The sequence below is a fragment of the Martinezella lusitana genome, assembly GCF_016901135.1.
Classification (GTDB): domain Bacteria; phylum Pseudomonadota; class Alphaproteobacteria; order Rhizobiales; family Rhizobiaceae; genus Rhizobium; species Rhizobium lusitanum_D.
On record NZ_JAFEVL010000030.1, the window covers coordinates 277,725 to 304,081 of the forward strand.

General features: G+C 59.2%; 19 protein-coding genes. 10 read left to right on the forward strand and 9 right to left on the reverse strand.

Annotated elements, in window-relative coordinates; all coding sequences use genetic code 11:
- Positions 1 to 10: 10 nt before the first annotated feature.
- From JTP94_RS12465 to JTP94_RS12505, 9 genes are all read right to left on the reverse strand, one after another.
- Entirely contained in the window at positions 11 to 3,019 is a 3,009-nt protein-coding gene (locus tag JTP94_RS12465; RefSeq protein ID WP_204850800.1) for a hypothetical protein, read from the reverse strand.
- 11 nt (positions 3,020 to 3,030) lie between these two features.
- Positions 3,031 to 3,738 (reverse strand): hypothetical protein, encoded by a 708-nt coding sequence (locus JTP94_RS12470; RefSeq protein ID WP_204850801.1) that lies wholly within the window; start codon positions 3,736 to 3,738, stop codon positions 3,031 to 3,033.
- Between the two features lie 38 nt (positions 3,739 to 3,776).
- Positions 3,777 to 4,358, reverse strand: a complete 582-nt coding sequence (locus tag JTP94_RS12475; RefSeq protein ID WP_204850802.1) for a hypothetical protein — start codon at positions 4,356 to 4,358, stop codon at positions 3,777 to 3,779.
- A gap of 5 nt (positions 4,359 to 4,363) precedes the next feature.
- A complete protein-coding gene (locus tag JTP94_RS12480) occupies positions 4,364 to 5,008 on the reverse strand; it encodes a hypothetical protein (protein ID WP_204850803.1) in 645 nt (214 codons plus the stop codon).
- A gap of 102 nt (positions 5,009 to 5,110) precedes the next feature.
- The gene (locus tag JTP94_RS12485) at positions 5,111 to 5,737 is read right to left on the reverse strand and encodes a hypothetical protein (protein WP_204850804.1); all 627 of its coding nucleotides are present in this window, start codon (positions 5,735 to 5,737) and stop codon (positions 5,111 to 5,113) included.
- Between the two features lie 96 nt (positions 5,738 to 5,833).
- Positions 5,834 to 6,622, reverse strand: coding sequence for a helix-turn-helix domain-containing protein (locus JTP94_RS35450; protein ID WP_246754851.1), 789 nt, complete (start codon positions 6,620 to 6,622; stop codon positions 5,834 to 5,836).
- Between the two features lie 238 nt (positions 6,623 to 6,860).
- Positions 6,861 to 9,866 (reverse strand): AAA family ATPase, encoded by a 3,006-nt coding sequence (locus tag JTP94_RS12495; protein WP_204850805.1) that lies wholly within the window; start codon positions 9,864 to 9,866, stop codon positions 6,861 to 6,863.
- 13 nt (positions 9,867 to 9,879) lie between these two features.
- A complete protein-coding gene (locus JTP94_RS12500; RefSeq protein ID WP_312038153.1) occupies positions 9,880 to 12,828 on the reverse strand; it encodes an NAD(P)-binding protein in 2,949 nt (982 codons plus the stop codon).
- Between the two features lie 751 nt (positions 12,829 to 13,579).
- Positions 13,580 to 15,316: a hypothetical protein gene (locus JTP94_RS12505; RefSeq protein ID WP_204850807.1), complete on the reverse strand. Its 1,737-nt coding sequence runs from the start codon at positions 15,314 to 15,316 to the stop codon at positions 13,580 to 13,582.
- Between the two features lie 242 nt (positions 15,317 to 15,558).
- Between JTP94_RS12505 and JTP94_RS12510 the strand changes: the two genes are divergently transcribed.
- The 10 genes from JTP94_RS12510 (at position 15,559) to JTP94_RS12555 (ending at position 26,357) form a co-directional block, all read left to right on the forward strand.
- Entirely contained in the window at positions 15,559 to 16,521 is a 963-nt protein-coding gene (locus JTP94_RS12510; protein WP_204850808.1) for an AraC family transcriptional regulator, read from the forward strand.
- A 245-nt stretch (positions 16,522 to 16,766) separates the two neighbouring features.
- A complete protein-coding gene (locus JTP94_RS12515; RefSeq protein WP_204850809.1) occupies positions 16,767 to 17,870 on the forward strand; it encodes an HD-GYP domain-containing protein in 1,104 nt (367 codons plus the stop codon).
- Positions 17,867 to 18,193, forward strand: a complete 327-nt coding sequence (locus JTP94_RS12520) for an STAS domain-containing protein (RefSeq protein WP_204850810.1) — start codon at positions 17,867 to 17,869, stop codon at positions 18,191 to 18,193. Before JTP94_RS12515 ends, JTP94_RS12520 begins: the two co-directional genes overlap by 4 nt.
- A complete protein-coding gene (locus JTP94_RS12525) occupies positions 18,190 to 18,558 on the forward strand; it encodes a response regulator (RefSeq protein WP_034509986.1) in 369 nt (122 codons plus the stop codon). The genes JTP94_RS12520 and JTP94_RS12525 overlap by 4 nt, the downstream gene beginning before the upstream one ends.
- Entirely contained in the window at positions 18,555 to 20,588 is a 2,034-nt protein-coding gene (locus tag JTP94_RS12530; RefSeq protein ID WP_204850811.1) for a chemotaxis protein CheA, read from the forward strand. The genes JTP94_RS12525 and JTP94_RS12530 overlap by 4 nt, the downstream gene beginning before the upstream one ends.
- Positions 20,585 to 21,097 carry a chemotaxis protein CheW gene (locus tag JTP94_RS12535; RefSeq protein WP_204850812.1) on the forward strand — a complete coding sequence of 171 codons (513 nt, stop codon included), beginning with the start codon at positions 20,585 to 20,587 and terminating at the stop codon, positions 21,095 to 21,097. Before JTP94_RS12530 ends, JTP94_RS12535 begins: the two co-directional genes overlap by 4 nt.
- 26 nt (positions 21,098 to 21,123) lie before the next feature.
- On the forward strand, positions 21,124 to 22,833 hold the full coding sequence (locus tag JTP94_RS12540; protein ID WP_204850813.1) for a methyl-accepting chemotaxis protein: 1,710 nt from the start codon (positions 21,124 to 21,126) through the stop codon (positions 22,831 to 22,833).
- A 197-nt stretch (positions 22,834 to 23,030) separates the two neighbouring features.
- Positions 23,031 to 24,983 (forward strand): methyl-accepting chemotaxis protein, encoded by a 1,953-nt coding sequence (locus tag JTP94_RS12545; RefSeq protein ID WP_204850814.1) that lies wholly within the window; start codon positions 23,031 to 23,033, stop codon positions 24,981 to 24,983.
- Positions 24,984 to 25,493, forward strand: coding sequence for a chemotaxis protein CheW (locus JTP94_RS12550; protein WP_204850815.1), 510 nt, complete (start codon positions 24,984 to 24,986; stop codon positions 25,491 to 25,493).
- Between the two features lie 12 nt (positions 25,494 to 25,505).
- On the forward strand, positions 25,506 to 26,357 hold the full coding sequence (locus JTP94_RS12555; protein WP_204850816.1) for a CheR family methyltransferase: 852 nt from the start codon (positions 25,506 to 25,508) through the stop codon (positions 26,355 to 26,357).

Genomic DNA, 26,357 nt, shown 5'->3' on the forward strand with positions numbered 1-26,357 from the left:
GCTCCTGCGATCATTTGAAGGGATTGTCATTCAACAGCGCGACCATTGCGGTCGGAACGGTGATCGACCAACTGTCCTGGATGGTTTTGGACGGCTCGTCCGGCTGCTCCAGCAGAAGATCGACCGCGCTCGTATCCGCAGTCATGCACGGGGTCAGGTCTTCTGCGCAGGGCCAGATCTGACCTGTCCGGAATGCGAGCAGCACCATCCTTGCCGCCTCGGGTTTGACCGACAGCAACAAATGCGCCCGTTTGGCGCGCAGCAAGTCCCGCAGATAGCGACTGGGCGAAAACAGCGAGATCAACGCGGTCTGTCCGTCGCTGAGATAGGGGTCCGTAGCAGGGTCCTGGATCAGCTCGATCGCCATTCCATCCCAGTCGAACGCGTGGCGCAGGAACTGAAAATAACGCGGTTCGAAATTGATGGATGCGGCCTTGCCCGCGGCATCCGTTGATCTCGCAAGCGTTGTGCGGGCAAACAATGCGATGGCCGCCTGAACGATCTGCTCCTGGACGATCTGCGTCAGAAGCTTGGGATTGTCGGCCTCCAGCGCCTTCTTCTGCTCCGTCAGGGCGGCGTGATAGTTTGCCATCGCCACCTGGTAGGCAGCCTGGATTCTCTGGTAGGTCGCCATTTGCCAATTGGCCAGCGTCGCGGCGCTGCGCGCGCACTGAACCTCTATGCTCGTTGCATAGTAACTATCGAATTCCGTTGCCCCTTCCGCGGGAGAGGTGTCGGGAGCCGGCGCGTCGCCCTGCCCGGACCCGGCCTCTTTGCCGGAAGCCATGCTCGCTGCGGAAGATGTCTTCGGCGGCGCACTGCACAGGATCGATGCCCGTAGCCGGTCGGCATATTGCGCGGAGGCCACGGTCAGATCCCCCTTGAAAGTTGTGATCGTGCCGGTCTGATCCGCCGTCAGGATGACGCCGCTCATCGTCACCTGCGCCGTGGGATTGGCGATGAAACTGCTGATGCTGACGGTCGCCGTGACGGGCTTATAACCGTCAGGCACGTCCAGTTCCGCGTCCGACAACGGATTTCGGGACTTAAAGCCATTGCTGATCACGCGAAGAGCCGGCGGCGGCGGCCCGTCCGGGGCAATGCCATAGGCCTGGAAGGCATCGAGATAATAGACCGACGCCGGCGGCGAGCCGGACTTGACCGGTTCCGGCGACAGGCTGGCATAGGACGTTATGCCCATGGAGGCCGGAGACGGCGGCGCGACAAGCCTGAGGTCATGATACTGCGAAATCGCGTCGGCCAGATGCGCGCCGGGATCATCGACGAACATCTCAAACACCAGCCTGTCCTGACTGGCCCGGGTCTGGAGATCGTATGCTCGGTTCACCCAGCAAAACACCGCCTGAAGATTGCCGTTGTTGCCGGAGTTGGACAGGGTTCGCGTTTGCGTGGTTTCCAGTTCTTCGAATACGCGGCTGCTGCGGCGCAATACCGATTCACGGCGCAAAGCCTTGACCGAACGGTCAATGACATCCCGCGCAAATTTCGAAATATCCTGCAGGTAACCGCCGGCCGGTTGATCCTGCACCCACCAGCTGCCGGTGACCTTCATGGAATTGGCGTCCGGTTGCCCGTAGTCGGTTTTATAATCGTTGATCGTCGTGGTCGAAACACGGTCCGACAGCGTCTTTTGCACCTGATTGATCAGGTCGGCAGTCGTGGTATCCCGTCCGAAATTGCTGGTGCTGTCACTCAATGTCTGGTCGTCTTCGACCGTTTCCGTACGCCGCAAATTGCGGCGTACTTCCTGCCGGGTTTCTCCCGCGATCACGGTTTCAATGCGCTCGATATCTCCGAGCGCATAGCCGCCCGGTCGGTAGTGCACGGTGCGGATGGCGCCGACGGCATAGGGCTGAACGGCAGGAGGATCGGCCGGAGCCGGAGGCGGATCGACAGGGAAAATATCATCGGGCAGGATCATCACCGCGTTGAGCACGCGCGAAAGCGCCGCGTCTGACGGTATTGGCGCGGGATCTTCATCCACCTTCGGATGCGCCGCTTTAAAGGCCAGCACCCAGTTGATCAGATGCGTGACCTGCAACAGCCGGATCAAATCGGCAAACCAGGTATGATCATAGCCGAGCGTAATCATCAGGGCGATCGCCGAGTTCCATATATCGGTGAGCGTAGCCTGGGCCTCGGTCGACTGCAGCTCCTTGGCCAGTTTCTCCCAGCTGTCGAACGTCTCCGTCACCCAGTTGTCGAGCCCTGCATAGGTGCAGTCCTTGCTCAGCCGATGCGGAAAATGACGGAAGCTGGCGTATGGTTTCGCAAGCGGTTGCGTCGGCGTCACAAACGGATCGCTTGGGGTGCCGTTCGTCTCCGGCGAGATCGTGTCGTCAATAAAGGCAACAGCCGCCTCGCGCTTGGCTGCCGGATCGGTGCCTTTCAACTTCGCATAGAATGCGCTTGCGGCCGCGGCCGCAGGCACAGCCATGAACCGCTGATCGACGAGATTGGTCGCCACCTTTGGCCAGGGCTTGATATAGACGAAGGGGAAGAGTTCGCCGGCCTCCAGATGCGCGTCGGCGATCGCCATGCCTTCCGCGGGATCCGGGATAGGCAGCGGTCCAGGCACCGGCAGATCATCATCCGGCGGAGGAACAGGCGGCGAAGGCGGGACCGGCCGCGTGCTGCCAAAGCAGATCATGAAACCGATATAGTTCCAGTAGTAGATGTCATCGGCCTCTTCGATTTCCACCCGGCCCATGATCTGCTGCGAATATTGCACGTCGAGCCCGGTGCGCCAGCGCAACCAGCCATGAACCTTGCGGCCACCCGAAAACGCGACGCGGAACGGGGTCTCGTGATCGAAGCGTAAGCCTTCGACAACATATGTCTCGAGCGGTAAAACCGCCCGGAAGATCTCGGCCGCGACATTCTGCACAGAGTGGCGACCCGCATCCTCATAGGAGATGCGGAAACGGATCACGATTTCTTCGTTCTGGTCCTTATGCGGGATGTCGCGCCATTCCTGGATCTCAGTGTGGCCGGTCATGATGACATCCCTCAACTGTCTATGGTTTCAAGACCCTTGATGATCTGGGCGAACCAGTCGGTGTCGGAATCCCCGGAGAGGGTCTGGATCCACTGATTATTCTCAAAGCCACCCTGGGCAATCTCGCGGATCGCCGGGTTTGCCAAATCCAGCTCATCATCCGGCGGCGCCATGGGAAATGTCTGGGCAATTTTCGCGTAATCGCGAGCTCCCCACTCCTGTTTAAGAATTTTTTCGACGGCCTGGTCACGTTGCTTAAAGCAGACGCCGATATAGTCGGCGACAAGCTTAAGCTGGTTATCCGCCACCTGAATGTACATCGCGGCATAGCCTTTGATAGTGCCCTTGCGGGTGGGTATATTCACACCCCAACGCTGCAAATAGGCAAGCGCATGGATCACCTCGTCATCGTCCCCGACTCCTTCGGTGACGACCTCGTCGTGGGTCGCGAAACTGATTTGTCGCCCACATTCCTCGGTGAATTCCTTTTGGCATTCCGAGTAAACATCGGCGTCCTTATCCCAGTCGCCGCCCTCGAATTCCCCACCCGGCAAGGCGAACTTTGCCGCGCCTTTCAAGGGTTGGCCACCCGGTATGATCGCGCCCCCCTTGCCGGAGAAGAAGTACCCCTTGGCTCTTTTCTGGAAGCAGATGAACCGAACGCTTTGCTGCGCCGTACGGGAAAATACGATGGTATAGACAAAATGCAGATCAGGCATGGGACTATCCTTTCTATCCGTTTCAGATGCGGATCGGATCAGGCCGATTCCGCACGATATGAGACAAAGGTGAGTGGCGTGGCCCGCGGTCCGGGCGTGCCGCCGCGAAGCTGAACCTTGAGGGCATGCAGCCCGCTCAGAGCAAAGGGCGTACCGCAGGCGTCAGTGACCCGGCCGCGCAATTCGACGCGGCAGTCGATCTGAAACTTCAAGCGATCCGGCATGAACACGGCCCACGACCCTGCACGGTCGAGCGGCAATTCAGCGATCGGCCGGCTGTTCCGGCAGATGCAGAGCGACAGATCGGGGCGAGGCGTGCCTTGGCTCAGAAGGAGCCCCGATTTCAATCCGTAACCGTGCGGACCGTCTATCCTGGTTCCCGTGTCAGGGTTACCATGGCCCGGCTGGAGCGGGCATTCGTTGCCGTAACTGTCACGGATCAGGAATGCCGGTTCCCAGCCGATGCAGAGAGGGTGATGCCACCCATAACGGCACCGTTCGATCGCCGCCCACAGGACCGGCATGGTGCCGGGCAGCATCCCTGATACATCCCAGAAGACACCCACGCGGCTGACATGCGGATTGAGAGAGCCATTCTCGTAGGTCAACCAGGTTTGCATGGCGGCTACGACGACGGTTCGCTCTGCTCATCGTCGATGAATTTCGTGTTCTCCGGAATATCCAGCACGAAAATATAGCCGATGTCCGAAAGGTGGATTCCCGTGTCCAGATGGAAGCGCACCCGCATCATCTTTCCCGAGGTCTGCACATCGATCTTGACGTTGCCTTTCACATGGAACTTCTCGGCGAGTTCAGGCTTTTCAGGAGCCGGGATCTCCGTCCAATCGGTGTTCGAGAAAAGATATTTTTGGATCGTCGAGCTGGCCTTGGTGTCCAGGTTGGTTATCGTCAGGGCAAAGCTTTTTGCGCCGAGACTGACCGCGCCGGTCTTTTTGTCCTGGACGGCAGGATAGGTTGCCGTGATGGTGACCCTGTCCTTGTCGGTTCCGGCAATACCGCCCGAGGTCCAGCTTTTTGTGATCGTTGCGTGAAGCTTGGAGCGATCACGATCGTCGCCGGCGGCACTGTCGCCGGTACCGCCAATTGCGTTGTCGGAGCTACCTCCGGCCGCAGCAGCGGCATCGGAATCTTCCGTGCCGTCGTCCACGATCGGGGAATCGGAGTCGGTCGGGTCGTCGGTATTATCAGGCTTCGTGGCGGCCAAAGCAGATTTCGCCCCAGAAAGCCTCAGGCTGGTTTCCGTTTTCATGGCTATGACTGTCCTCTTGTTCATGAAAGGGAAACCGGGATACCCGCTGACTGCTGGTCTGGTATCCCGGATCAATGGTCATCTCGCCGAGATGACGGGCGCTTACTGGTTGATGTTTTCCAGGTGGAATTCGAAGGGCGACGAGTTTGGGCCTGGGCCGCCGCCGGTCATGACGATGTCGGCGCTGGTGATCCCGAAGAGATTGATCTCGGTGTTCACCTGGCTGATGATCGCGGAATCGATGACCTGGCCTTCGCTCACCTGGCTGACGACGCCGATATAGATGCGCGGCTGGAACTGGAAGACCGCCTTCTGGCCGGGAGCCATGTTGGTCTTGGTCGCCAGCAGTTTGCCATCCTTGAAGATGCACGCGCTGATCGCGCCCTGCTTCAGCTGATTGCGCACCTCGACTTCGTTCGGAGAGGTAGCGCCGTTCTTCGACAGTGCCAGCACGTCGCCGGAGTTGTCCAGGGTCATGTCGAAAGCCTGGCCGTCATAGGCCGTCAGCTGCGGAGTGTAGTTGCCCCAGCTATCCTTGGCCGAAACCTGGAATTGAAGCGGAAAAATGAACGGATGCGTGTCGAGGCGCCCGCAGTTTTTGATCACCTTCCAGGCGACGGCGATTTCCCCAAAGGATTCCGCGACGTTCTGCTGGAAAATGAGAATGCTGGAATTGTTCGTGTCGCCCGAACCGTTCCTGAAATTGAGCCTGATGTTCTCGGTTACCATTGTCGATATATCCTCTCGTGTTTCGATGAAGCGCGTGGCCCTCGCCAGCAATTGGACACTAGCCGGCATCGTTGCGGCGTGCCTTTGAGCCCGTACCTAAATTCTTTGCGCCTGACATTTTTTGCGAAACTCCATCGGCCCCTGGTTGTAGAGCCTGCGAAACGCAGTCGAAAAATTGTTCGGATCGCCATAGCCGACAGTCAGCGCAATATTCAGAATGCTCTCTGAACCATCACGCAGAAGTTGCGCCGCGACTTCACAGCGACGCTGGCGCAGCCACGTCATCGGCCCAACGCCAAATGCCTGGTTGAACGCCCTGTTCAATGTGTTGCGATTGGTCCCAAGGGTGGCCGCCAGTTCATCGACTGTCACGGGATTGGCGAGGTTGGCGTCCAGCGAGCTGCATGCCGCTCGCACCATAGGATCGCCGCCGATCCCCGCGGAGGCTGTCGCCTCGTGGATGGCCGTTAAACTGATAAAAAGGCGTCGTTGAATTTCCGGAGGGCTGAAGGGGTACGTGATATAGTCGACGAACCCGCACGCAAACAACCGGTCGATGTCAGGCAGATCGCGCCCAACGATCGCAATGGCGGGCGAGGCAGCCGGGGTGTGGCCGAACAGGTCGAGTGAGAGGCCATCGCCAACATCGACAAGGCTTACGGCACCTACGCTCGGCGTACCGCCTCCATCGTAAACAATGCGGTCAGCGTGTTCCGTCTCTTCGAGAATCTGGCGCAGTTCCCGGGCCTTGCTTTCTGTAAAGCCCAGGAACAGGAAACGGCGCGGAATGTTCAATTCGATAAGGGGGCTGGCATGCTCCTGCAGCCAGGGCATGCCGAGGCCAGGCGAAGCCGGGCGGATGTCGCGTATGACGTGCTCAAACATGGTGAGATCCGATGAAGTTTGGATGCCGCGTCGGCATCGGTTGACTTCATCAGCAAATCGGGATCAGCCGTTCCGCTCTGTGCGGCGCCTCACACAAAGCGTCCCAGATGCGCTTTTCCCGCGATTTTTGAATATAGGCTCCGCAACTTCAGTTATCGGATCAAAGATATCGTGCGGAAAATTTCAGCTCGCGCTCACGGTTACGGATGCGTAACCTGGGGCGTCGGTCCAGCCAGTTTCAAACCATTGCAGAAACTGCGACCGGACTCTCTCGGGCATTGATTTGCGCGATCGCATCCGAAAGCATCGTCAGTCGGAGACGGTTCAATTCATCATGGGGCGCGAGGTGTGAAATTGCCCTTCTCGCGCGCATCTCCCATAATATCGCCGACTGCTTACCCGCGGTTTGCGCAGCCAGACGATAGAAGTGAATTGCCTTGTCCAGGCGTCCGGCGCGCTCGTGCACGAAGCCTACCAGCCTCTGGCGTTCCGCTCGCCACACGCCTTCCGAAGTGCCGGGCGAGCCTGTCAACGCCTCGTTGATGCACTCCTGCGCGCGTCGATCATCGCCGTTCATGGCACAGGCAGCCGCCAACTTTGCCGACCAATAGGGAATGCCGATGCCGACGCCCATGAGTTTCTGGAGCGCAAGCGCCTGTTCCATCTTTGATTGGCTGAACGGATTGCCTGTGGCTTCGAACTCAGCAATTGCCTGCCACATCCGGCCTGTCGCCGACCAGAACGCGGCACCCTGCCTATCGGCAAGCGCGATGCCTCTTTCCATGCGGGCCAATGCCAGATCGAAATCGCCGAGATAGCTTAATGCGACCCCGCCCCAGATATCGATGAACGGCAGCATGAGGGGAATGTCGAGCACGGACTGATGTGCATCCGCCTCGATAACAAGGTCGCGTGCCCGCGAGAACTGTCCGGTAATGGCTGCCGAGTGAGGCGAGAATGCATGCGCGGTCGCCAAAAGGTCCATCCCGTACTTGGCCGCCAGAGGTGCGTGAAGCTCGAGTTCATAGTGTGTCTTGATCTTGTCCAACGTCGCAAGTTGCGCATGAAACTGCCCGGAATAAAATTGAATCCCGTTTCTGGTTCCCAGTACGGAGAGCGTATGCTCCGCGAGCCTTTCTCTTTCCGGCAGCCGATGAAGCACGGCCTCCATTCTCGATACGGTCATGGCCGCATCCCTCGTATGACCGATCAGAACCTGGTATGTGAATATACCCCAGAAAATGGATAGGCTGTCACCGTCAACCCGATTGATCTTTTCGAGGTGCGACAGGCTTTTCACATAGGTTCCCAGCACGTCTTGATCGGTGAAGCCCCGCGTCTGCATCAGGTTTGCAGCCAGATCGACAAGCAGGTTCGCCTGCTGATGCTCGACATCCAGGCCGTTTCGGGCAGCAAGCGCGAGCAGATTCACAGCGTGGCGGAGCTGGCTCTCGCCTTCGTCAAAGGCGCCGAGGGCCGTCGTGTACCTGCCGATCTTATGCCTATAGTCCGCCGCGAGAGAATGATCTCCTGCAGCCTCATGATGATAGGCGATTTCCGCCATGACCTTGTCGCCGACATGGGGATTGCTCTGCGTATGAACCCAGGCAACCCGCTTGTGAAGACTTTCTCGCCGCTTGCGCAGCAGAGTGCTGTAGGCCGCGTCTCGGATCAGATCGTGCCGAAAGCTCAAGGCAGAGGTATTCTCCCGCCGGAAAATCTCCGCCTTGCAGAGGCGCTCGATGTCGGAGTTCAAATCCTGATGAGAGAGGCCTGAGACCTGCGCAAGCATCGTCTCGTCAAAATAGCGCCCGACGACCGAAGCGCATTGGGCGACACGTCGCGCCGGTCCCGTGCTGTCGATCCACGCGACCAGTGCTCCGACGAGCGTTTCAGGTACGGTCTCATGGCCAGATATGCGTCCTTCGTTAAGTTCGCGAAGGAGATGCTCAAGGAAAAGGGGCACGCCTTCGGATTTACCGACGATTTCCTCCGCCAAAGCGGATGTGACACCTTCTCCACAGCAATTGACGACGGCCTCATGGCATTCGACAGCGCTCAGCTCTCCGATGGTCAGCACCGCGCTCTGGAGTTCTCCAGGGCCGTCCATGAACTCGGGTCGGGCGCTGGCGAGCCACTGGATGGGGCAGTCGTCCAGGTCCGTCAGCAGCCTGGCAATCAATTGAAGCGTGCTATGATCCAGCCACTGCAGATCTTCGATGACGATCTGTATCGGACCGGCTTGAGCAATCCTGAGAAAGGAGGCCGATAGGGCATCGAATGTCCCCTGGCGAATGGCGCCGGGCGCCTCTCTCAAATGCAATCCCACAGCGGTTTCGGGCTGGCAAAGCGCACGCAAATAATCGGCATCATCAGTTCCGAGAGAGACCCGGTCGTCAAGCTTCAGCCACTCCACGACAGGATAGAGTGCCGTATTGCTTTGCCGCTCGGCCGCCTGCAGCACGATGCTCTTCTGCTCGGCCGGGCAACGCAGGCCATGCTCCCGCAATATACGGCTCTTGCCGATCCCCGGCCGGCCGGAAAGAATACAAAGCGGACTGGCGCGACCGGTTTGCAAGACTGCTTCCCATGCCAGCGCCAGCCTCGATAGTTCCGCGTCCCGGCCGAAAAATGGAAAGCCATCGCCTCCCATTCGCTTTGTATCTTCGAGATCGAGACACCAGACGGGCTCCGGCTTCGAAAAACCCTTGAGGGACATATTCCCGACGAAGCGGACCTCCGTTTCCCGCCGCAGGAGCCGACGTGTCAGATCGGAGATATAGATCGATCCGGAATCGGCCGATGCCTGCAGGCGAGCGGCAAGAACCCCGCTCGCTCCAGTGATCTTGGAATTGGTGCCGTCGAACTCGGCGACGACAAGCCCGGTCGCCACACCCACCCGCACCGAAAGCCGATAGTCTGCCCCGCGTATCTCGCCGGCTTTTCTGACGATGTGCTTCGCCGCTTGAACAGCGCGATCGGCCGCATCCTTGTAGGCGATGGGAACGCCGAAATGAGCGACGATCCCATCGGCAAGATATTCCGCGACAATGCCGCCCGACGCCTCAACCCCCTCTTTTGCAAGAGTGTAATATCGCTGGAGCAGATCTCGCAGATCCTCCGGGTCGAAACGCAGGGCAAGCCCTGTGTAGTCGACAATATCCGCAAAAAGGACGGTGACCTGACGACGTTCTCGCAGGTCGTGGTCCATCGTTAGATGCGGTATCTCCTCGGGCGACAACATGGCCCTCATTCTCTCATGTTTGCTGCCAATTGAAGTCGAAATTCTTCTGGGCGGCAGCGACGGCTTTGACACGTGCTGAATCAAAGGGGTTGCTGAGCGTCCAGTCGGTCCAGCAACGGAACGCTCCGGGCAGACCGTTCTCTTCAGGCTGCGCGCTGAAGGGAGGCGATATAAACCGCCCCGCCGGCAACCCGACGCCATTGGTTGCGAAAACATCAAGCTGCGTCGCGACAGGAACGGCGAATGCCGACCCGACCGAGAAATCGAAAGCCATCGCCTGCCAGGCGCCCTTCCCGCGCGGGGTCAGGATCGGCGTATCCAACAAGGCGCGGACAAGTCCGATATTGCCGAGTTCGACGAGCCGGGAAATCGGCGCATAATCGAAATACCGCATCGTCCAGACCGGGGCGTTCTCTTCGCTCGTGGTGCTGTATGTCGATCCATCCAGCGTGTTCTTTGCCAGGCGCTTGGCAAGCCCGTAAAAGAGCCGGCCCGAATAGGTGGCCATGCTATTGTCGAGAAACAATGCCGGCAGGAAGCTGAAGACCGTGCCGTCACCGCCTGCGATCTCCACGCAATTGATGGCAACGATGTTCTCGAGATATGTCTTGAACCCGAGGATCTGCGGCAGGAAGCTCGCCCGCACATTCGTCTGCCTGTTGAACAGGAATGTTACCGGATGCGTGTTTGCAGGCGTCACGGATTGCCTCGACAGCACCAGACCTTGCGGCAGCATCTGCTTCACCTGCTCCTCAGGCAGAGCGTGAAAACTGAAAATACCTTCCATCGAACCGCGTAGAAAGGCTGGCGTGAGGGGCCAATCCGCATGGGGAGCCATGACTGAAGACAACACAGCTGGCGTCGGCAGTGCATCCAGTATCAGATCGAACTCGCCGTAGATCGGCTCCAACGAACCCGTAAATACCCTGGCGGCGGCAAGACCGGAGATCGTCGCGGCCTCGACGCAGCCTGCGTTGATGCCGCAACGCGTCCAGTCACCCGCCAGCACGAGGTTGGTGAATCCCGATTCATCCGGCGCCAGCCGATAGTTCACGGAACCGGGCACCGAGAGAACATATCGCTCCGAGCCGTAGAAATTCTGACGGAAATACTGATTGTCGAAGCGTTCGGCTTCGGATTGGCCTTTGAGAGAAACGAGCAGGTTTCTGTCGAACTTGCCCACCGCGTTGCGGGTGTCGGGCCAGATCGCCGTCAGGTAATCATCAGCCCATTTCCCGGCCTGCTCCTGCATCGACGGCGCCGGTACGTCGGCATTTCTCGAAGGCGAACAAAAATAGGCGATCGATTGGGGAGCCGGATCCGGCCAGGTCTCACGGACCAGCAGATGGCTCATATCGGCCCAGGTATCGAGCGGCTCGGCAAAGCCAGTCATGACCGTCTGCAACGTGTTGGGATCGAAAGGGCTATACGGATTGTGGGCCTTGACCAAGCCTGGCCAGCCGGTCTGAGACGTGGGCTTGTTGAGCCAGAATTGCACGGCGCAGGTCGCGACAGTCTCGACTTTCTGAAGCATCTGCTTCCAGCAAGGGGATGCATCGGCGAGTTCGCCCGTCATAGGGGGAAGCGAAGCCAGCGATGCGCCAAGAATGACGTCATCGAAATCAACGCCTTGGTGGAGGCTCTTCGGAACACCAACGGGCACGGCCGTTTTTTCCGATTCAAAATCTATTCCGCTCTCGCGCAGCTTCTCGCCATCGACCAACTGCGACCAATCCGGTTCCGAAGGCCAGCAGGGCAGACCGGCGACGTCGAAAAGCGGTTCATAGGAACCGGACACGATCTGTGCCTGTTCAACGAGGTCGATCCGGGCGACGGCGTCGCGTGATGCCGACAGAGCAAGATTGGTGATGGCATTAAAGAAGCAGAACTTCACGCCACGCTGCTTGAGGACTTGATAGTATGGAGCGAATATGGTGTCGCCCATACCCGCCTGCATCTTGAAAAACAGGGCCTGTTTGTAGGTAAAGGCCAGGCGCAACAGTCCGCGCATCGCGGTGCCGGCGCCTACTCCGCGGTCCGTGCATATGCCGCCCGGATATCCGAAAACATAGTCGTAGCAACTGCGGAATACCGACGATGCCACGGCCTGCTGAGATGCATGGTGCTTCAGAAGCCATGCCGAGCATTCCATGCCATCGATGGAATCGAAGCCGCGCATGAAGACCTGATCGGCCACCATTCCCATGGCAAAAGCCGCCCCAAGGTCCAGGATGAAATAGACCCGGCGTGCCGTATCATCATTGATCCACTCCCCCGGCTTGATACCCTCAAGCCAGATCCGGATGCCTTCGAGAATCTCCTTCAGCTCATTGCCATTCTGCCCCGTGTGCAAGCGGGCATCGGCCGGCATCGCCTGGGCATAGGCCAAGAGCTGATGAAACGGAGACTGATAGCCGCCAGCGCCCGTCACCTGGCGCGGCAATGGTAAGGCATCTCCAACCTTCTCGATTTGACCCGTCAGGAATTTGGCCACCATCTTGAAATAATCGAAAGGCTGCGGCAGCACCCCTCCCGAGCCGGGAACCAGCTTGTTGCCGGGAAACTCGATATACCAGGGTCGCCACTTCTCTTTGGGGTCTCCCACCGCCTCTTCGCCGAGGATGAATGCGTTGAGTGGCTTTAGCGCTTTCTCCAAGGTCCCAAGCGGATCTTCCGGGGACCTGAGTTTCATTGCGACAAGCTCATCGTAACAGGAGCGCATCAGACGGAAGGCATTGTCGTAGAATCCTGCCCAGATGTGCAGGCCATGCTCTTCTATTCGATTGGCTATCTCGCGATTGCGTCCGCTGGCGCATTTGCCGCCAAGCCGCCATCCGCGCTGGTAGACCGTTATGTCATATTTCGTCTGCCAGCCAGGTTGCTCCGTCAACGCATAGGCAGCCGTGATGGAGGCCACGCCGCCTCCGATGATTGCGATCTTTCTTTTTGCCTGCGACATCATGAACGTAAGCTCTCCCTTCGACGCTTCAGCGCGATCTGAACAACTATGATTGCATCCCTTCTCAGAACGAGGACATCGGCGAGTGAGGGGCTAATGGCGATTAGATTGAGTGGACTGCGACCGAATTCACGGCTCATCCATTGGCATCAGAATGGTCTCGGGCGTAATTTCCCGATGGTTCGAGGCAACGAAATGTAGAGGAGCCGAGGCGATTGCGCCTTCATGAATGGTCTTCTCATCCGTGTCAGGCCTGTCTTTTTGATTTGCAGTAAAAATACAATCTTAGATAGTAATTTTCCTGGCAATACATGCGGTAAGCCTGGCATTCGCCATCCCCATATCGTCAGAAACTTGGCCGCGCCCATAGAAAACTGGCGCCCGCATTAAGCTATATGCTGCACGGGATTGCTAGAAAAATTCGCAGCCAATACATGCTTAAGTCGATAATTTTCGACAGCTTAAAAAGGACGACGGAATTTGAGGTCCGCAGATTGTGGCATTTGCCTGCTGAGCTGTCGGCATATGGCGAACCGCGCGCTCTAAAAGTTGCAAGCGCCATCGCCTTTCACCGGGAAGATCGCTCGTCATCCCAGGCTCGCGCGGCCCCTCTGGGACGGAGCGGCGACCATAACAGCGGTGATGGATCTACTTCTCAGCAACATCATCGTCCTGTTGTGCGGCAAAGTGGAAGAGCGCGTCGAACTCCTGACCCGGCCGCAGGACGTATTCGGTGATTCCGAGACCTGACGGATCAGAAGAGAGCCTCAGCAAACAACTCCTCATCATTGCCAGATGTCGGTCCGTGAGTAGCCGGAGCTGTCGCCACGCCAAAAACACTCGCATGCAGCTCGCGTTCGGCCGCCATCGTATAAATCTTCGCGATGCGCTCCGAAATGGCAGCCACCGGCGCTTCGAGCCCGACCAGATCCCTGATTGTGCAGTAATCGCGACCGGCCTCCTCCGTGCAGGATGCGAGCGTCTCACCGATTCCCGCCCGGAAATCCAGGCTGTTGACGACCTCGGCGACCTTGGAGGTCATATCCTCGCCACAGCGGCGAAGCTCCTTCACGTTGATGTCCATGGATGCGCCAGCTTCGGTAATGTGCAGGAGAGCAGCATCTATATGCGCACCGGAACCGGACGCATTATCCTGGTCATCGCTCTGCCGCCAGTCCTTCAAGCCAGCAGTCTGGCCCTCAAGCTTGCCCAACCCGATAAGGATTTTTTCCGCGTCTTCATCGAGAAGCGATGCGAACGAGCGCAGCTCTCCGGCGACCACGTTGATTGCCCGCCCCTCCTCGCCAAGCTTGCCGCAGCGCAGATTGGTGTTGAGCGCCATATATTGGATATCCCGACGCACGAGCTGAATGGTCAGAATGCTCGTGGTCAGCTCCTTGACCATCTCGCCCGTCTTCTCGCTGAGCCGACTTGCTCCGGCCGCGGCGACATCAATGCGATCGACGAGCGCCCGGGCGGCGGAAAGATCACCGCGCAGCGAATTGATCGGGCTGCGTCCGTCCTGCCCGCTCTGCGACATCATCGTTTGATAGAGGTCAAGCAGGGTGCCGATATCGTCCCTGAAGCTGCGGATGTTGTCGACGATTTTTGCGGTCTCACGGTTGAAACCGTCCGTTGTCTCGCTGAGCAGCTCGAAGACGAGGGTCGTCGTCAGAGCCGTGATGCGATTGCGATCAGTCGCGGAAAGATTGGGAGACGCCTGGGAGGCAAGATAGGCATCCGTGATCGAATAGACGGCCTGGCAATGCTCAACTCTTTGCCGTGTGATATCACCGATCTGCATCGCGGAGAGGGTGTGGGCGACCTTGTTCTGAATTCGGCGCGCAAGACCGGCAACGGTATCGGCCAATGTCGACAGACCGCGGCGCTGGGTCTGGATCTCCTGTGCATTCGATAAGAGACGCTGGACGATGGACGGTATGTCATCCAGATATTGTCCGAGCGAGCCGTCCTCGCTTGCCGCCGCCGATTTTATCCCGTTTTCAAGCACGCGGATCTGTGCCGAAAGTGCTTTGACCTCGCCGGTGGCGAACTCGATGCGTTCGACGATCTCGCTGGCAAAACTGGAGAAATCCGGAATTCTCGCACCCGCAATTTTCGCCGTCGCAGCAAAGGTTCTGAGGTAGCGCAGGGTTTCTTCCATGGAGAGGACCTGCGTCGCGAGAAGCCGCCCGGTTTGACCAATAGAGACCACGCACTCCTGACGACGAACTTCCGCGGGCGGCAGCTTGTTGAGCAGTTCGACTGTCTGAAGCAGCCGGGCGGTCGCTTCGGCTGCGTTTTCCTCCTTCAGCGAGCCGCCGATGTCTTCCAGCAGATTGACCAGCTTGGCCAGAACTTCGGTCACCGTGACGAGGACGGCGCCGCCGTCCAGAAAACGCTGCTCGATCTGCAACCGGGCGCCTTCCAACCGGCCGATGACATCATCCTCGGGAAGGGCAAATTGCCGGCTTGTCGCTGCATGCACCATAACTCTTTTGGACTCCGCCTAAGACCGCTTACCTCAAACTAAGGCGAACAAAGAAATACGGAGTTAACATGACGTGTGAAATGGATCGATCGACAACCTCGGCTTTCGAGCTGCTGGCGCTAAAGCTTTGGGCAAGACCCGGGGAGTAGACGTTACCTTGAGAGCACCATTGCCTTATGCAGGCCATCGGTGCCGCTTGCGATTTAGCTCGCAAACAAGCCGTCGAAGCTGATTGAACGAAGATGAACATTGCCGTCGACAAATATGCATGGTCGTCCTGCGAGCCTGCGGAGCTACAAGAAAGCCTGAGGGCAACCAACATATCGGTTTCCCTGAACCGGGGATCGGAAGCATCGAATTTTCACATCGACGTCACGCTCGCGATGATTCGGGAGATGACGGCTTGGAAGATATTTTCCGAAACGGGTTACGAAATCCGTTATCTGTTTCCCCACAGCGACCGCATAGAACTGCACTTCGTCGAGAGCGGCACATTTCAGGTTGAAACGGAGGATCAGGAGTTCACGGCAACGGCCGGAACGACGTTCATGTTGCTGTCTCACGGCCTCATAAGGCTCAGAGCCTCGCGCGACGCTCGCAAGATCGCACTTGCGATACCACGCGCGCTCTGCCTGCCGCTGATAGATATGACGGACGAAGATCCTGAGTTGTTCTTCGGACGTTTCGACAGGATGGCCGACATCGGCGACGAAGGTGTGCGAACGCTCCATCGAATGGCTGACCTCCTCCTGGATCCGGACGACCATCCCTTTGCCGGCTCACCGCTCGGCGCGTCCCTCTTCAAAGACGCGCTTGTTGCCATTTTCGTGCAGTCATGGCCAAGATCGGCCCCAAAGACGGCACTTCAGACGGCGCGCCCCCGCAATTTGAAGCGGGCACTGGATTGGATCCAGGCGCATTTGGGCGACGAGTTCACCGTGCTGGACATCGCAAGGAATGCGGGCCAAAGCGTCCGCGGCCTGCAGATGTCCTTTCAACAGAACCTGGGCATGAACCCCTTGAGCTACGTGCAAAGGTTGCGGCTGCAGCAAATCCATCATGATCTGCTTCACGGCAATGCAGACGAGAACATATCCGATATCGCTGCACGCTGGGGTTTCAGCCATATGGGATATTTTGCTGCGCGCTATCGCGCCCTCTACGGCGTCTCGCCGTCCTCAACACGGACCGGCCGTCACCGCTGAAGCTTTCCTGTGTATTTTATATCAGGAAAACGCAATGCTATCACGTTATCGCAGTTAATTGCAAAATCGCCCACCGGTTGAACCCGAGTTTAATACACCGTTAGCCATTTAACGATTTCGTGATCACAGCCAAGATTCACAATCATTGTGACGCGGCCCTTTCATCCGAAAGGCCATCCAAACATCCAAGCCGATAATCGTGAGCCGATCCGTGCGTAACAACGCGGACGCTTAGCGGGGTCACTATGCGCATCTTCGTAATAGACGACAGTCCTTCCGTTGTCGCCACGCTTCGCCGAGCGGTCGAAGCCATCAGCGGCAGCGAGGTCCTGTCGTTCTTGCACCCGAGCGATGCTCTCAAGCGGCTTGACGATCAAACGCCGGATCTCATTCTCGTGGATTACATGATGCCGGACATGAACGGCATCGAGATGATCGCCCATGTCCGTAAGAACGCACTTACGGCACATGTTCCCACCATTATGATCACGTCCCGCAAGGAGACTGACATCAAGCTGGCTGCGATGCAGGCAGGCGCCACCGAATTCCTCACCAAGCCGATCGACGAGACGGAGCTGACGATACGCGTTCGCAACATTCTCAGCATCGGCGAGGAACGGCTGGCACTCGCAGCCAAGGCGGCAAGCCTGCAGCGCGATTTCGACGCGGCGATGAAGACGGTTGAACGGCACGAGGAGGAAATCATCTGGCGCCTTTCCAAGGCGATCGCCGCCCGCCATGGCGAGACGGCAGACCATCTGGACCGGGTCGCCATCGTTGCGCGAATGATCGCCGAGGAACTCGGTGTGGGCGCACGCCAATCCCGCACGATCTTTCTTGGCAGCGCCTTGCACGATGTCGGCAAGATCGGCCTGCCGGACGCCATTCTCTCAAAGCCCGGGCCCTTGAGCGCCGAGGAGCGGCGCCAAATGCAGCGGCACGCCGAATTCGGCAGCGAGATATTGAACGACAGCTCAAGCGAATTGATCCAGACCGCCCAAAGGATTGCCGAAAGCCACCACGAGAAATGGGATGGGACAGGATATCCCAGGGGACTCTCAGGATCCTCCATCCCGCTTGAGGCCCGTATCGTCGCCATAGCCGACGTCTTCGACGCACTCTGCTCCAAGCGCTCCTACAAGCCCGCCTGGCCGATCGCGGAGGCGTTCGGCGAAATTGTCAACAGCAGCGGAACGCATTTCGATCCCGCCTGCGTCGCGGCCTTCTGCCGCCGCTGGGTGGATATAAAGGGTCTTTTCGAGTTGCAGCTGTCCGACGGCGATCCCGTGACGCCGCAGCTGACGTCGAAAATCGCGCCAACATTTCAACTATCCCGGGGTTCGGCATGAGCGGACAAATGGAAATACTGCATCTTCACGGTCCCCTGACCATCAAGACGATCACCAACGTGAGGGACATCATCCAGGTCTACCTTCAGGAATCGGCATCGCTTAGCCGGTCCCTGATCATCGACATAGATGGCAACGCGGACATCGATCTCACCCTGCCGCAACTGCTTCTTTCCGCCCGGCAAACGGCCGGTCGAGCCGGTGTGACGATCGCATTGAACAAGCCGGCAGACGGCAATTTTCTCGCCGTCCTGCAGCGGGCGGGTCTCCTCAGCGGAGATCGGCAACAAGACAGTTTCTGGCTAGAAGGAAAAGCAGCATGAGCGCAAATATTCTCACCGTCGATGATTCCGCCAGCATTCGGCTGACCACGCGCATTGCACTTACCGGCGCCGGATATTCGGTCACCGAAGCGGTTGATGGCGCCGACGGCCTCAACAAGCTGAAGGCGGGCAACTTCGATCTCATCGTCACCGATCTCAACATGCCCAACATGGATGGGCTGACCATGATCCGCGGCCTGCGGCAACTGCCGGCCTATATGGGAACGCCGGTGATCTTCCTGACCACCGAGTCGGACGGCGACCTGAAACAGCAGGCAAAGGCTGCCGGCGCGACAGGCTGGCTGACCAAGCCTTTCGAGCCCGATACCCTCGTCAAGATCGCGCGCAAGGTGCTGGGCAGATGAATGATCTCGATCCGATCGCCGTTTTCAGGACAGAGGCCGCCGAACAGCTGGAACTGATCGAGGCCGGACTTCTCGATCTGATGCGCGACTTGAGCGACAGGGCTCAGATTGATGCGGTTTTCAGGGGGCTTCACACCTTGAAAGGATCGGGCTCCATGTTCGGCTTCGATCAACTGGCCGCCTTCACCCATCATTGCGAAACGGCCTTCGACCGGGTTCGCAAGGGCGAGGCTGCGGCCACCAAGGAACTGGTGGCCGCCGTTCTCGACGCTCAGGGCCACATGCAGGCGCTGCTTGAACATCCGAACGGCGACTATGAGGCCATGAGCGCCGTTCTGTTGGAAAAGCTGCGCAATGCCGTTGGCACGACTGCCTCGCAAAATGCGCCCGCAGCGCCCGTTGTCACGACGCCGGTCGCAGCCGCCGTCAACCCCGGCGCGATCGCCGGCGGAGCCAAGGCATGGCAACTGAAATTCAGCCTGCCAGCCAATTCCATGGCCAATGGCACCAATCCACTCGGTCTTCTCGACGAATTGCGCGAGCTCGGGGAATGCCGGATCGAGGCTGATATCGGGGCCATTCCGCTGCTTCAGGACCTCGATCCTCGCGATCTCCACGTCGGTTGGACGGTTCATCTCACAACCGAAAAACCGCGCTCCGACATCGAAGACGTCTTCATCTTCGTGATGGACGAGATGACGATGGAGCTCAAGGAGCACTCGGCTCCGAAACCATCGAGCCCTCAGCCCGCCACCTTGAGCCCACAACAGGCGCCGGCGAGCGAGCCCTCCAAAGCCGCAATCCAGCCAACGGATGCAGGCAAAGCCCAGCCCGCCGACGCAAAGTCGCAAAAGCAGGCGGACAATGTCCGCATTCCCGCACTGCGTCTCGACGAAATGATGGATCGGGTCGGCGAACTTGTGATTGCCCAGTCGCGCCTCAGCCAGATGGCAAATTCGGCCGCCGATCTCGGTCTTCGCTCGGTCTCGGAAGAGATCGAGCGTCTGGCCGGCGAGCTGCGGGACACGATGATGGTCCTGCGCATGATGCCGGTCGCAAGCCTCTTCAGCCGCTTTCGCCGTCTTGTCCACGATCTCGCCCGCGAGACCGGCAAGGATATCGAACTTGTCACCGAGGGTGAAACCACGGAAGTCGACAAGACGGTCATCGACCGCCTCGCCGATCCGCTTGTTCATCTTGTTCGTAACTCCATCGATCATGGGCTGGAAGGCCCGGACGATCGTGCCGCGGCCGGCAAGCCTATGACCGGGCGGGTCATCCTCTCCGCACACCAGACCGGCAGCGAAGTGGTGATCTCCATCAGGGATGACGGTCGCGGCATCGATCGCCAAAAGGTGCGTGCGAAGGCCGAGGCCAACGGGCTTATCCAGCCCGGCGCCCAGCTTTCGGACAAGGACCTGCTGCAGCTCATCTTTCAGCCCGGCTTTTCCACGGCGGAGAAAGTCACCAACCTCTCAGGCCGCGGCGTCGGCATGGACGTGGTCAAGAAGACGATCGAGACGCTGCGCGGGTCGATCGATATTAACAGCGAATTCGGCAAGGGTTCCGACATCGCGTTGCGGATCCCGCTGACGCTCGCCATCATCGACGGGCTTCTCGTGCGGGTGGGCAACGGGCGTTACGTCATCCCGCTTACCGCCGTCGAGGAATGCCTCGAGCTCTCCGTAGAGCAGGATCTGCGCTCGCGCGGCCGCAGCTTCATCTCGCTGCGCGACAAGCTGGTGCCCTTCCTTCGCCTGCGCGAACTGTTTCGCACCGGCACCGAACCGGACCCCTACCAAAAGGTCGTGGTCATCTCGACCGGCAGCGAGCAGGTCGGCCTCGTCGTCGATCAAATCATCGGCGACCATCAGACCGTCATCAAATCGATGTCGAAGCTGCACGACCAAGTCTCGACTTTCTCGGGCGCGACCATCCTTGGCGACGGCAACGTGGCTCTGATCCTCGATGTCGCTCATCTGATCGCGGCCGGACAACATCAGGAGGCGCAATTGCGGGCAGCAGGATGAGTGAGACAGGTTTGAAATCCGACTATCGCACCGTCTGGAAGGACGCTGAAGAACTTTCGGTTCTGACATTCAGCCTCAATGGCGAAACCTTTGCCATCGACGCGGTCGTGGTTCAGGAAATTCTGGACCTGTTGCCTGAAACCAACGTTCCTGGCAGCCTGCCCTTTGTCGGCAGCGTCATCAATTTCCGCGGCAAGGTTATCCCGCTTGCCGACATTCGTGTCGCTTTCGGCATGGAGGCGGCCAATGTCACGATCGACAGCCGCATCGTCGTGACCGAGCTGGAGCTCGACGGCGAGACGTCGTTGATCGGCATCCGCACCGACAAGGTTCACGAAGTCACGCAGCTCCCGCAGTCCGCGAGCGAGCCGCCGCCGATCGTCGGCATGCGCTGGCGCGCCGATTACATCCACGCCCTCGTAAAGCGCGAAGGCGAATTCATCATCATCCCGAACTTGCAGGCGATCTTCTCTTCGCAGCGGGCAAGTGCGGTCAGAGCAACGGCATAATTTTAACAGACCAAGGAGGCTACCAAATGCGGTTTACGATAAAGCTCAAGCTGCTTTTAACCTTTGCTGTCGTGATCGCCATGCTTCTTGGCACGGCCATCTACAGCATCACAACCCTCGGCCAGGTCAACAATAATTGGTCCGATACTCTGTCAGGACCCGCGGAACGTCTCCGGCTGGCCCAGAATCTGGATATCTCCGTTCTCCAACAGCTGCGGCAGCAGAAAAACATGCTGTCGTCCGGTTCGGTCGACGAGACCAAGGACTATATCGCAAAGAGCGATGCCGGACGCACGGCCTTTGACGCCGATTTCGCCAAGATCCTCGACAATACCACCGATCAGGACATGCCTCTCTGGACGCAGATCAAGGATCTTAACGCCAATTGGCGTGATGCCGACGACCGCATTCGCACCATGATGCTTGCTGGTGACAGTGCCGGGGCACTCAAAATTTCGTCCAGCGCGGCGCGTGAAACGAGCACCAAGATCGACAGCGTATTGGCCCAGATATTCGATGCCGAACGCGCCCGGTTGAAGCAGGCCGACCAGGATGCGGCAGACGCCTATGCAAGCGCTCGGTCGATCCTGATCGCCATAGCGTCGGCGGCATCGATCATTGCGCTCGTTTCGGCGATCTTGATCATTCTTTCGATCAACAGGGGCATCAATCGCGCCGTTAAAACGGTTCAGACGGTTGCCGAGGGCGATCTGACGGAATTCGCCAAAATCACCACCAGAGATGAAATCGGCGAGCTTCTTGGGCATGTCAACGCGATGATCGAGCGGCTGCGTGGTGTCGTCGCCGACGCCCTATCCGCCTCCGACAACGTGTCGTCGGGCAGCCAGCAGCTGTCGGCAGGGTCGGAGCAGCTCTCGCAGGGCGCCACCGAACAGGCTTCCTCTGCCGAAGAAGCCTCCGCCTCGATGGAGGAGATGGCCGCCAACATCAAGCAGAATGCCGACAACGCCGCCCAGACGGAAAAGATCGCACGCCAGTCCGCCAGGGATGCCGAGGTCAGCGGTCAGGCCGTCGACCGCGCCGTCAATGCCATGCGCACCATCGCCGAGAAGATCTCCATCGTTCAGGAAATCGCCCGCCAGACCGACCTGCTTGCCCTCAACGCGGCGGTGGAAGCCGCCCGTGCCGGCGAGCACGGCAGGGGCTTTGCCGTCGTCGCCTCCGAGGTGCGCAAGCTTGCCGAACGCAGCCAGGCGGCAGCCGCCGAAATCTCCAGCCTGTCGGGCGAAACCGTCACGGTCGCGACCGAGGCCGGCGAAATGCTCTCGCGTCTCGTTCCCGACATCCGCAAGACGGCCGAACTCGTCGCCGAGATCTCGGCTGCCTGCCGCGAGCAGGATATCGGCGCCTCGCAGATCAACGAGGCGATCCAGCAGCTCGACAAGGTGACGCAGCAGAATGCCGGCGCCTCGGAAGAAATGTCGGCGACCTCGGAGGAGCTTGCCGCCCAGGCCGAGGAACTGCAGGCCTCGATCGCCTTCTTCAAGGTCGATCAGGCGAATGCACGCAAGGCCCAGGCCGCGCACCACCCCGTTCATCAAGCGATCAGCCCGGCCAAATCCAAGCCTGCCGCCAAGGCGCCGCTTTCAAGGGCGCCGGCTGCCCGCACCGACAACAGCGTCGCCGCACAGCAGGCCCGTCTCAAGGGCTTCTCCCTCGACATGTCTATGGGTGGGCCCGACGCCGATGACAATGACTTTCGCCAGAGCGCCTGAGCGGCTAGCTGACATCAACAGGATCTGGCGCCGGAAGGCGCCGGATCAAAGGCCAGCGGATGGCATCGCAGGCCTCAAGAACCGGCTCCGGTTCGCGGAAGGGTGAATGTATCGGTCTTCGCGCATCAAGACGGTCTCCGTCTGACTTATTCAACCTTCAACCATCGGACCTCTCCATCCCCAGGAGTCTTTTAGAGATGCGCTTTACCATCAAATTCAAACTGGCCCTCGCCTTCGGCTTTTTGATCGTGCTGTCGACCGGCATGTCGGTTCTGGCGATCATGAGCCTGTCCTCCCTCAATTCGGCCATTACGGACATCGTCCAAGGCCCGGCTGCCAATCTGCGCAATTCCGGCGATCTTTCCAGCGCCGTACTCGATGCGATCCGCAACGAAAAGAACGCCATCCTCAACACCGATCCGCAGGCGATCAGCGGCTATATCGATGAAGTTCATGCGAAAGAGGCGACGATCGAGCAGATCGCGCAGAAACTATCGCAGAGCGTTGACGAGGGAGTTGCCAGCAAGAGTGCGGAATTCCTGAGGCAGCTTCCAGCCTGGAAACAGATCGACGACCAGATCCTTAAGCTTGCCACCGAAAATACGGAGGAAAGCAACCGCAAGGCAGGAGAGCTCTCCATGGGCGAGGGGCGCAAGGCAAGCGCGGTTCTTCTGGATGCCGTCGATGCCGTCAACAAGGCGATCGTCGCCGATCTGCATCAGACCGACGAGTCGACCAATGAACAATATGCCTTCGCACGAAACCTTCTGCTGACCGCGCTGGCCATCATGTTCGTGCTCTCTACCGCCATCGCCCTCTGGATCGCGCTCGGTATCAACAACGGCCTGAAGAAGATCCAGGCGGTTGCGGAGGGCGTTGCTATCGGCGATCTCAATCAGAATATCGAGATCAAGACCAACGACGAAATCAAGGATCTCGTCGACACCATCAATGTCATGACCAGAAACCTGCGCAACACCGCAGCGATCGCGGACCAGATCGCCAATGGCGACTTGACGGTGATGCCGAAGCCGATGTCGGACAAGGATACGCTCGGCATATCGCTCCAATCGATGGTCGAGGGGCTGCGCAACACCGCAACGATCGCGGGCCAGATCGCCAATGGCGACCTGACGGTGAAGCCGCAGCCGATGTCGGACAAGGATACGCTCGGCATGGCGCTCCAGTCGATGGTCGAGCGGTTGCGCGGCGTTGTGACGGATGCGCTATCCGCCTCCGATAACGTGTCGTCGGGCAGCCAGCAGCTGTCGGCCGGGTCCGAACAGCTCTCGCAGGGCGCCACCGAACAGGCTTCCTCTGCCGAAGAGGCCTCTGCCTCGATGGAGGAGATGGCCGCCAACATCAAGCAGAATGCCGACAACGCCGCCCAGACGGAAAAGATCGCACGCCAGTCCGCCAGGGATGCCGAGGTCAGCGGTCAGGCCGTCGACCGCGCCGTCAATGCCATGCGCACCATCGCCGAGAAGATCTCCATCGTTCAGGAAATCGCCCGCCAGACCGACCTGCTTGCCCTCAACGCGGCGGTGGAAGCCGCCCGTGCCGGCGAGCACGGCAGGGGCTTTGCCGTCGTCGCCTCCGAGGTGCGCAAGCTTGCCGAACGCAGCCAGGCGGCAGCCGCCGAAATCTCCAGCCTGTCGGGCGAAACCGTCACGGTCGCGACCGAGGCCGGCGAAATGCTCTCGCGTCTCGTTCCCGACATCCGCAAGACGGCCGAACTCGTCGCCGAGATCTCGGCTGCCTGCCGCGAGCAGGATATCGGCGCCTCGCAGATCAACGAGGCGATCCAGCAGCTCGACAAGGTGACGCAGCAGAATGCCGGCGCCTCGGAAGAAATGTCGGCGACCTCGGAGGAGCTTGCCGCCCAGGCCGAGGAACTGCAGGCCTCGATCGCCTTCTTCAAGGTCGATCAGGCGAATGCACGCAAGGCCCAGGCCGCGCACCACCCCGTTCATCAAGCGATCAGCCCGGCCAAATCCAAGCCTGCCGCCAAGGCGCCGCTTTCAAGGGCGCCGGCTGCCCGCACCGACAACAGCGTCGCCGCACAGCAGGCCCGTCTCAAAGGCTTCTCCCTCGACATGTCTATGGGTGGGCCAGACGCCGATGATGCTGAATTCAAGGAGAGCGCGTAAATGGCTGTGACCGACTCAGAAGCCCAATATGTGACGTTCGGCCTCGACGACGAATGCTTTGCCGTTCCCGTCGAGGTGGTTAGAGAGATCCTGGATCATCAGGATGCCTTCCGCATTCCGCATGGGCCGGACTATCTGCTTGGCCTCCGCGACGTGCGGGGCCGGGGTGTACCGGTCATCGACCTGCGCCTGCGTCTTGGCATGTCCAGAACGACAAAGACCCCGCATACCCGCATCCTCGTCATCGATGTGAAAATCGCCGACAAGGCGCTGACCCTCGGCCTCGTTGCCGACCGGGTCTTCGAGGTCACGTCCTTCAAACATCAATCGGTCGAACGCGCCCCCGATATCGGGGTGCGCTGGCCGTCTGAATACATTGCAGGCGTCGTGCGCCGGGAAACTGGATTCGTGGTGATAGTCGATTTGGCGAAACTCTTCTCGCCAGCCGATACGGTTTCGCTGATCGGCGTAGGCGCCGGTCGGACCGTTACCGACTTCGCCGCCATTTGAGTGAGAGTTAAAGTGCCAGCCCAGGATCTCAAAGACCACGGTGACAACGGATTAAGCCGGCGGAACTTCGACCAGCTTGCCCGCTACATCTACGACTATAGCGGCATTAAGATGCCGCCCGCCAAGCGCACCATGCTGGAGGGGCGGTTGAGGCGCCGGTTGAGGGCAACCGGCATCATCGATCTCGATGACTATTGCGACTATCTTTTCAAACGTGGCGGTATCGATCGCGAAGCCATCCACCTCATCGATGCGGTCACGACCAACAAGACGGATTTCTTCCGGGAGCCGAAGCATTTTGAGCATCTGGAAAACTCCGCCTTGCCGGAGCTTCTGGCAGCCGGCCACAGCCGCCTGCGCGTCTGGAGTGCGGCCTGCTCCGTCGGAGCCGAGCCCTACACAATAGCCATGGTGCTCGAGGACTATCGCGAAGCCCATGGCGCACCCAACTACAGTATTCTCGCCACCGATCTTTCCACCGATGTCCTCAAGGCTGCCCGCAGGGGCGTCTATCCGATCGGGATGGTCGATCCGGTCGATCCACAAAGGCGCGATCGCTATGTGATGGAGGCCCGCGACCCCCAACGCGGCGAGGTGCGCATCCATCCGACATTACGCGCGAAGATCGGCTTCGGCCGTCTCAACCTTATGGATCGGGCCTATGACATCGGCGACAAGGTTCACGTCGTTTTCTGCCGCAACGTCCTGATCTATTTCGACAAGCCGACCCAGGAAAAAGTCCTGTCCAGGCTTTGCGATAAACTGGTCACGGGCGGCTTTCTCTATGTTGGCCATTCCGAGACGATCAGTGGGCTCAATCTGCCAGTGAAACAGGTCGCCAACACGGTTTTCAGGAAGGTCTGA

Bases quoted from the DNA above. Each gene is read 5' to 3' on its own strand.
- JTP94_RS12530 (WP_204850811.1), top strand. From the start codon at position 18,555: ATGAATGATCTCGATCCGATCGCCGTTTTCAGGACAGAGGCCGCCGAA.
- JTP94_RS35450 (WP_246754851.1), bottom strand. From the start codon at position 6,622: ATGTTTGAGCACGTCATACGCGACATCCGCCCGGCTTCGCCTGGCCTC.
- JTP94_RS12500 (WP_312038153.1), bottom strand. From the start codon at position 12,828: ATGATGTCGCAGGCAAAAAGAAAGATCGCAATCATCGGAGGCGGCGTG.
- JTP94_RS12545 (WP_204850814.1), top strand. From the start codon at position 23,031: ATGCGCTTTACCATCAAATTCAAACTGGCCCTCGCCTTCGGCTTTTTG.
- JTP94_RS12525 (WP_034509986.1), top strand. From the start codon at position 18,190: ATGAGCGCAAATATTCTCACCGTCGATGATTCCGCCAGCATTCGGCTG.
- JTP94_RS12535 (WP_204850812.1), top strand. From the start codon at position 20,585: ATGAGTGAGACAGGTTTGAAATCCGACTATCGCACCGTCTGGAAGGAC.
- JTP94_RS12495 (WP_204850805.1), bottom strand. From the start codon at position 9,866: ATGTTGTCGCCCGAGGAGATACCGCATCTAACGATGGACCACGACCTG.
- JTP94_RS12475 (WP_204850802.1), bottom strand. From the start codon at position 4,358: ATGCAAACCTGGTTGACCTACGAGAATGGCTCTCTCAATCCGCATGTC.
- JTP94_RS12480 (WP_204850803.1), bottom strand. From the start codon at position 5,008: ATGAAAACGGAAACCAGCCTGAGGCTTTCTGGGGCGAAATCTGCTTTG.
- JTP94_RS12550 (WP_204850815.1), top strand. From the start codon at position 24,984: ATGGCTGTGACCGACTCAGAAGCCCAATATGTGACGTTCGGCCTCGAC.
- JTP94_RS12520 (WP_204850810.1), top strand. From the start codon at position 17,867: ATGAGCGGACAAATGGAAATACTGCATCTTCACGGTCCCCTGACCATC.
- JTP94_RS12510 (WP_204850808.1), top strand. From the start codon at position 15,559: ATGAACATTGCCGTCGACAAATATGCATGGTCGTCCTGCGAGCCTGCG.
- JTP94_RS12540 (WP_204850813.1), top strand. From the start codon at position 21,124: ATGCGGTTTACGATAAAGCTCAAGCTGCTTTTAACCTTTGCTGTCGTG.
- JTP94_RS12515 (WP_204850809.1), top strand. From the start codon at position 16,767: ATGCGCATCTTCGTAATAGACGACAGTCCTTCCGTTGTCGCCACGCTT.
- JTP94_RS12505 (WP_204850807.1), bottom strand. From the start codon at position 15,316: ATGGTGCATGCAGCGACAAGCCGGCAATTTGCCCTTCCCGAGGATGAT.
- JTP94_RS12470 (WP_204850801.1), bottom strand. From the start codon at position 3,738: ATGCCTGATCTGCATTTTGTCTATACCATCGTATTTTCCCGTACGGCG.
- JTP94_RS12485 (WP_204850804.1), bottom strand. From the start codon at position 5,737: ATGGTAACCGAGAACATCAGGCTCAATTTCAGGAACGGTTCGGGCGAC.
- JTP94_RS12465 (WP_204850800.1), bottom strand. From the start codon at position 3,019: ATGACCGGCCACACTGAGATCCAGGAATGGCGCGACATCCCGCATAAG.